Source organism: Frankia sp. AgB32, assembly GCF_023243045.1.
In the GTDB taxonomy this organism is placed as follows: domain Bacteria; phylum Actinomycetota; class Actinomycetes; order Frankiales; family Frankiaceae; genus Frankia.
In genome coordinates, this window is record NZ_JALKFX010000209.1 from 1 (window position 1) to 249 (window position 249).

Consider the following 249-nt stretch of genomic DNA (forward strand, 5'->3'; position numbering starts at 1 on the left):
CCTTGATCTGCACCGGCGACACGAAACCGAAGGTCTCGGCGACGGCCTTGAGCCAGGTCGCGTCGGTGACGAGGGCCACGTGGCTCACGCCCTTCATCATCGAGAGGCCGAAGCGCGGATCCTTGAAGAAGGCCGCCGGCTCCATGCCCTCGAAAGCGCGAACGTCCTCAAGCAGCTTGAGTTTGCCGCCCTTGTCGAGGTCGGCCTTCATCGCGGTCATGACCGCGTTCATCTCCTCATCGGTGATCT

1 protein-coding gene is annotated in these 249 nt (G+C 63.1%); it reads right to left on the reverse strand.

Annotation, left to right across the window (positions count from 1 at the left end):
- On the reverse strand, positions 1-232 hold a 232-nt coding region (locus MXD60_RS26445), incomplete at its 3' end, for a SpoIIAA family protein (RefSeq protein WP_248822413.1).
- Positions 233-249 lie beyond the last annotated feature (17 nt).